The 6,224-nt window shown below is 41.4% G+C and carries 7 protein-coding genes (1 of these 7 running past the window's edge); 4 read left to right on the top strand and 3 right to left on the bottom strand.

The window, feature by feature from the left end:
- Positions 1–3: 3 nt before the first annotated feature.
- The 4 genes from ACUC6J_RS11725 (at position 4) to ACUC6J_RS11740 (ending at position 2,311) form a co-directional block, all read left to right on the top strand.
- Entirely contained in the window at positions 4–594 is a 591-nt protein-coding gene (locus tag ACUC6J_RS11725; protein ID WP_107735054.1) for a sulfurtransferase TusA family protein, read from the top strand.
- Positions 591–1,106, top strand: a complete 516-nt coding sequence (locus ACUC6J_RS11730; RefSeq protein WP_107735055.1) for a DsrE/DsrF/DrsH-like family protein — start codon at positions 591–593, stop codon at positions 1,104–1,106. Before ACUC6J_RS11725 ends, ACUC6J_RS11730 begins: the two co-directional genes overlap by 4 nt.
- 76 nt (positions 1,107–1,182) lie before the next feature.
- Positions 1,183–1,449 (top strand): metal-sensitive transcriptional regulator, encoded by a 267-nt coding sequence (locus ACUC6J_RS11735; protein ID WP_016819043.1) that lies wholly within the window; start codon positions 1,183–1,185, stop codon positions 1,447–1,449.
- Between the two features lie 181 nt (positions 1,450–1,630).
- Complete coding sequence (locus ACUC6J_RS11740) at positions 1,631–2,311, top strand: YetF domain-containing protein (protein ID WP_123797190.1); 681 nt, start codon at positions 1,631–1,633, stop codon at positions 2,309–2,311.
- A 125-nt stretch (positions 2,312–2,436) separates the two neighbouring features.
- Here ACUC6J_RS11740 and ACUC6J_RS11745 read toward each other — a convergent pair whose 3' ends face one another.
- The 3 genes in view from ACUC6J_RS11745 to ACUC6J_RS11755 are tightly spaced (at most 23 nt apart) and all read right to left on the bottom strand, a layout consistent with a single transcriptional unit that may run on beyond the window.
- A complete protein-coding gene (locus tag ACUC6J_RS11745) occupies positions 2,437–3,543 on the bottom strand; it encodes a GerAB/ArcD/ProY family transporter (RefSeq protein WP_447250236.1) in 1,107 nt (368 codons plus the stop codon).
- 23 nt (positions 3,544–3,566) lie between these two features.
- Entirely contained in the window at positions 3,567–4,775 is a 1,209-nt protein-coding gene (locus ACUC6J_RS11750) for a Ger(x)C family spore germination protein (protein WP_123797191.1), read from the bottom strand.
- A gap of 9 nt (positions 4,776–4,784) precedes the next feature.
- Positions 4,785–6,224, bottom strand: partial view of a spore germination protein gene (locus ACUC6J_RS11755; RefSeq protein WP_123797192.1) — the 3' portion only. Its footprint extends 180 nt past the window's final position; 1,440 of the gene's 1,620 nt are visible here — the last part of the coding sequence; the start codon falls outside the window, past its right edge — the gene reads right to left on this strand; its stop codon occupies positions 4,785–4,787.

Genomic DNA, 6,224 nt, shown 5'->3' on the forward strand with positions numbered 1-6,224 from the left:
AGAATGTCATCAATTAACAATATCCAAGCAGATCATATTCTTGATTGCAAAGGGCTAGCTTGTCCTATGCCTATTGTAAAAACAAAAAAGGCTATGAATGACCTCGTTCCCGGAAAGATTATGGAGGTTCAAGCGACTGACAAAGGTTCATTAGCCGATTTTCAGAGCTGGGCTAAAAACACTGGACATCAATATTTGGGCACTCTCCAAGAAGGAGATGTAATGCGACATTATTTACGCAAAGCAAATCCGGCTGAAGTGATGAAGGAGCAAATATTTTCTTCTACGATAAGCCATGAAGAGCTACAAGCAAAATGTTCTTTAAAAGAGAACTTCATTTTGCTCGATGTTCGTGAACCCGCCGAATTCGCGCTTAAACATATCCCTGGATCTAAACATATCCCTCTTGGCGAACTGGAGAACAGACTTTCTGAACTTAACTTGGAAGAAGAGATCGCAGTGATCTGCCAAGCTGGAGCACGCAGTGAAAGGGCCTGCCGCTTGTTGGCAGACAAAGGAGCTAAAAACGTCAAATCTGTGCTTTCAGGCATATCCGACTGGGCAGGAGAAACAATGGGGAGCGATTCTATATGAGTACAGCAGCAGGAACTTATGCAGAGAATCAAGAGCAAGCTCAGCCCAAAACAACGATTATATTATTCAGCGGCGAGCTGGATAAGGCACTTGCTGCATTCATTATTGCGAATGGAGCGGCGGCATATGATCATGAAGTAACTATTTTCTTTACATTTTGGGGACTAAATATATTGCGTAAGGATGAACTCATACGCTCCAATAAAGGAATGCTCGAAAAAGCCTTTGGCTGGATCATGCCTCGTGGACCGAAAAAGCTAGCACTTTCCAAAATGAATTTCGTCGGACTGGGACCACAGATGATCAGGCATGTCATGAAAAAGCACAATGCGCTTTCCTTGCCGCAGCTTATAGAGTTGGCACGAGAGCAGGGCATCAAGCTCGTTGCTTGTACCATGACAATGGATCTATTAGGACTGCAGCAAGCAGAGCTAATAGATGGTCTGGAGTATGCTGGAGTGGCCGCCTACTTGGGGGATGCTTCACAGGGGAAGGTGAATCTATTTATTTAGGGTATTCTATTTACTTTTTTGGTTTATAATATACCTATACGTGTATATGGTAAGTCAGAAAAGGAGTGCATTACTTATGGATTACAATTACAGTGATGAACTGAAAACGCGCTTGAGGAGGATTGAGGGCCAGGTGCGTGGGGTGCTTCGTTTAATGGATGAGGGAAAGTCGTGCAAGGATGTAGTCAGCCAGCTATCAGCTGTACGCAACGCATCAGATAAAGCAATAGCCCAAATTGTAGCAGAAAATCTGCAACGTTGTATATTGGAAGAGCGAGAAGCTGGAGGAGATACAGATAAGCTGGTTAAAGAAGCAATTCAGCTGCTGGTGAAAAGTAGATAATTATGTGAATACACGAAAACAAAGAATATATAATAGCCGTAATTAAAAAAGTTCGCTGCCTATATCTGGCGGCGGGCTTTTTTTCGGACAACTTTAGGAATGGAATAAGCCTCTGTTTATACAGAAGTATACGAGTGTAAATAACCCATAAGAGAAATAACTTCTTTCGGAGGGTATATGTATGGAGGTATTTGTCACAATTGGTGTCAAATTGATCATCAGCTTTTTTGGCCTATGGCTTATTACTTTTATTACAGGTCGAAAAACACTCAGCCAGTTAACACCGCTCGATTTTCTGACCTCATTGGTATTAAGCGAAATTGTAGGGAATACGTTATATGACGATAAGGTGACGATCTGGCATCTTTTGTTTGCTCTAGCACTATGGTGCGCGCTGGCCTACTTTTTCGAGAAAGCGACGACCCATTTTGTGAAATTTGGATATATGGCAGAAGGTCGAACAGTGCTGCTCGTAGATAAAGGGCAGGTTAATCAAAAAATGCTGGAGAAATATGATATAGAATTTACACAGCTACTCTCCATGCTACGCCAGCAAAATATTTTTACTCTGCGTGAGGTCTGGTACGCTACTCTAGAGACGAACGGCTCATTGTCAGTCATGCGCAAACCCGAATACGAGCCACCCGCCGCTCAGGATATGGGAATCGATGCACAGCCTGACCTTTTTTCTGTTACTGTCATTGATAAGGGAAGGTTGCTAAATGAATCTATGCGTGGGAAGTCAATCGATATTGAACAGATTAAAGTAAAGGTGCGAGAGCAGGGATATGATAGTATCGACGAGATTGCCTATGCAGAATTTAGCGAGGATGGGACACTTCACATCGTGCCGATGAAATAGAAAAAGCACAATAAAAGAGGCTGTATACTTGAATGATAGACATACTATAGTTCTGCGCTTCTTACCGTGTATGGTGTAGCTGCTGAGATAGAGGCATAACTTCGGAGTATTGAACTACCGTATCCTTATGAAGAGGACTGTTCATTTGTCTTTTTTCTTTTTTTAATAACAATAACGGTAAACAGTAACAAAGGGAGGAAAATTTGAAAAATAGGAAACCAGGAATTAAGAACAAATTTTCGACCGATTACCATGTGATGAATATAGTTAGGGGACAAAAAAGAAAGACCATAAATAAGTGCTGCCAGGGGAAGAATCCATTTTTTAAATCCGACTCCGGTTATTTTTTCTAGTCCTATCACAGCACCATTAAAAAATAAAGACATTTTGATGATCAAGCCAAGAAAAAGAAGCAAGGTGAAAAGGGCATCCATTCGTTCGAACAGATCTGCTAATTCAATCAACTGAACGGCTTCCAAAAGAGGAAGTGTGCTATTGGCGGCGATCTTGGGTCCGAGAACAAAAATATCCAATTGATTAACAAATGTTAGAGCAAGTGCGGTCATGATATAGGCAAAGGAAACGGGTTTTGTGAGATTCCGGCCTTTATGTACAAGCGGATAAAATACAAGAAATAACACAGTTTGTCCGAATGGAAAGGAGATCAGCTCAGGAATAGCGGCTTTAAATATGGGTTTCCATCCTTCCTCTAAAACCGGAAGAGAATTTTCCAAGTGAAAGAGACCAGTTGCCGGAATTAATATACTAATTATGGCGTATCCAAGTACAAAAAAAGGGAAAAGGAACAAGCAAAATAAGAACAATGCTTTGTAGCCGTAACGAACCGTGTTGGATACGACCACGATTGTGATCAAGATGATGATCCACAAAGGGGTTTGGCGGAGCAAAGTCATTACTGTTACCTCGCCTAAATCGCGTATGTTTCGAGATGCTTCATATGTAAAATACATCACAAAAAGTAAGTTAATGATTGTACCCACATATTTCCCTGTGTAACGGCGAAACAACATGAACAAATCCAAATCAGGATCTTGATGGTGAATAGCAAGATGGAGCTTTAGCAGAAGAAGTCCTGCTAAAGCTCCTACCAACATAACTAACCAAGCATCTTGCTTTGCTTCAGCTCCCATTAAAAACAAAGTTGTACTTCCAACCTCAAACAAAGACATACAAATGATCAGCTCGGATACTCGGATTGTATTTTTACGCATTGCTTCAATTCACCTCTCCCTGCTTATTCATTTTTCAACAGTTCGTTAAAAGATTTTTCGAATAATCCCGGACGTGCAAGCTTCATTTTCACACCTATTTTTATATCCATGTTTGCGAACTCTTCAGGCCATGTCTCTTTTATTTTTTTCCAGTCTTTTGGATACTTGTGATGAATTTTATTTCCAACACCAATAAGGTCGATATTCTTTTGCTGTAAGGCTTTCCAGCCTTCCTGAATTTGTAATTTGATTATTTCCGCTGCTTGCATCTGCAATTGATGTATACTTTGCATATCTTTCATTTCTCTTTGCGAAGAGGCTGACAGAAGATCACCAGTAGCTTTAACGTCAACGTTGAGGTAATAATGATTTAAATTCTTGATTGGCGTAACCTTAACCTTGGCTTTCCGGATGAGGAAAGCGGACATAACATTTCCATCCACATAGTTTACAGTAGTGTTTTTAATCTGGTTGTTTAACCATGAAACCCCCATACTTTCCTTTTCATTTAGGAAGCCGACTCTCTTGTCTTTCTGAAAAATACTTAAGCCCGATAACTTGAGTTTATTTTTGGCGGAGGTTTCCTTGAAAACATCAACGGAATCTAGTTTCTCGGGTTCGGTGCCCTCAAGAGATATTTCTGGAACTCCGGCTGCACCACTATCGGAGCTGATTTTTGAAATAAATTCATACATGGATAGTGCAGGATAAATCGATCCTAATTTGCTATCTCTTTCTACAATTTTTTCTAAAGCTTGACCAGGAATTTTCTCTGGTGGTACAAGCTTTCTCAAAAAATCACGAGCCTCTCCGTTGGCAATGAATACTTTTACAGTTTCTCGTGAATCAAGGTTGCGGAGGTAAATATCAATAATCTCTTCAATGCCTTGTTCTGCTGCTTTTTTTCCAATAACGAGTATATTATTTTGGGCGAAATATAGTTTACGTGGGTATTCCAGGCTACTCTTCATAACGGTCTCTCTCAATGTTTTTCCATGTGTAGAAAAGGTATGTACAGCGCTTTGCGATGCCCCGGTGGAAGAACCACCTGATCCAGTCGACATGGCTGATGGAATTATAATTTGATAGGTATTGATCCAGTCGCCTTTATGTCCATCAATTCCAGTTGCTGTTGTGATGGCTAATTCGTTCAATTCTGTACGATCTACGCACCCTGTAAGTAATAATCCTGCAATAAACAGAACATAACTAACTCTTAATTGCCGCACCATTGATCTCTCCTATTTTTGGGTATCAGACTTGTCATTATTTTTGATTTCATCCGAACTAGCAGGGTATTGGTGAGCTGCCTGTCTTGTCTGGTTATGTCCCGTTTTTTCGCTAGGTCTGGTTTTCATAGCCCACCACGGAGCTCTGATGATAAGGTCCTTCATATTAGATTTAAAGGTGGGGCTGTAGGGCACAAAATAATCAACTCCGAATGATTTGAGAGATACAAGATGAACAAGAAGGGGGATAATTCCTATCAGAATACCGAATAAGCCCAGAGCCCCTGCCAGTAGCATAAGTGCAAAACGCAACAACCTGACTGCTGAAGCCATACCAAAATACGGGATGACAAAGTTCGATATAGCAGTGAAGGCAACAACGATAACCATTGCACCTGAGACCAGTCCGGCTTGCACCGCTGCCTGCCCGATAACCAAAGCTCCTACAATGGAAACGGCTGGTCCGATGACCCGTGGCATTCGCACACCTGCTTCACGAATCACTTCAAACATCAATTCCATCATTAAAGCTTCCAATAATGCAGGAAAAGGAGTTCCTTCCCGTTGAGCCATCAGCGTAATTAACAGCGTGGTGGGGATCATTTCCTGTTGGAAAGTCGTCAAGGCTATAAATAGAGAGGGAAGCAACAATGAGACTAGAAAAGATACCACACGAAGAGCCCTTAAAAAAGTTGAAATGTCATATCTCTGGTAGTAGTCTTCGGCCGTCTGAAAGAAATTAAAGAAGGTTACAGGTGCAATCAGAGCGAATGGCGTCCCATCAACCAGAACAGCTACTTGTCCGTCTAAAAGGCTACCTGCGACTGTATCCGGACGCTCTGAGTTTAGCATGGTGGGAAAGAGACTAAGTGGTTCATCCTGTATGAATTCTTCGATGTAGCCACTTTCAAGTATGCTGTCTGTATCAATGGATTGAAGCCGTTTAGTAATTTCATGCACTACTTCTGGATTAGCGACACCTTCAATGTAAGCTAAAATGATTTTAGTTTGTGTATATCGCCCAATAATATGACTATCAAATTTAAGGTCAGGTGTCCGCAATTTTCTTCTGATCAGTGTGATGTTGGTTGAGATATCCTCCGTAAATCCTTCTTTAGGACCCCGCACTACGGTTTGGGTACTGGGTTCCTGAATAGCTCGTCTTACTCCGCCGCCGATGGAAACTGCCAGGGCATATGTACTTCCATCGATAGCAATGACAGCATTGCCGGAGAGGATGGATTGATAAATTTCATTTTGCGAGTGTATCATTTGAATATTTCCTGATGGGATTGTTCTTTTTATTAGCGAAACTGCGGTATTTTCTTCAAGCTTAAAAGAAGCTGCGGAGACCGACTCTGTAATTAAGCCCTCCATTAAATCGGAAAGCAAGTTTTGGTCAATCAGCCCCTCAATATAACAAACGGCGAGATGTCCAGCATGGATAGAACT

The sequence above is a fragment of the Paenibacillus sp. JJ1683 genome, from assembly GCF_053006485.1.

Coding starts and splice junctions, on each gene's coding strand:
- ACUC6J_RS11725 (WP_107735054.1), top strand. CDS start 4: ATGTCATCAATTAACAATATCCAAGCAGATCATATTCTTGATTGCAAA.
- ACUC6J_RS11730 (WP_107735055.1), top strand. CDS start 591: ATGAGTACAGCAGCAGGAACTTATGCAGAGAATCAAGAGCAAGCTCAG.
- ACUC6J_RS11735 (WP_016819043.1), top strand. CDS start 1,183: ATGGATTACAATTACAGTGATGAACTGAAAACGCGCTTGAGGAGGATT.
- ACUC6J_RS11740 (WP_123797190.1), top strand. CDS start 1,631: ATGGAGGTATTTGTCACAATTGGTGTCAAATTGATCATCAGCTTTTTT.
- ACUC6J_RS11745 (WP_447250236.1), bottom strand. CDS start 3,543: ATGCGTAAAAATACAATCCGAGTATCCGAGCTGATCATTTGTATGTCT.
- ACUC6J_RS11750 (WP_123797191.1), bottom strand. CDS start 4,775: ATGGTGCGGCAATTAAGAGTTAGTTATGTTCTGTTTATTGCAGGATTA.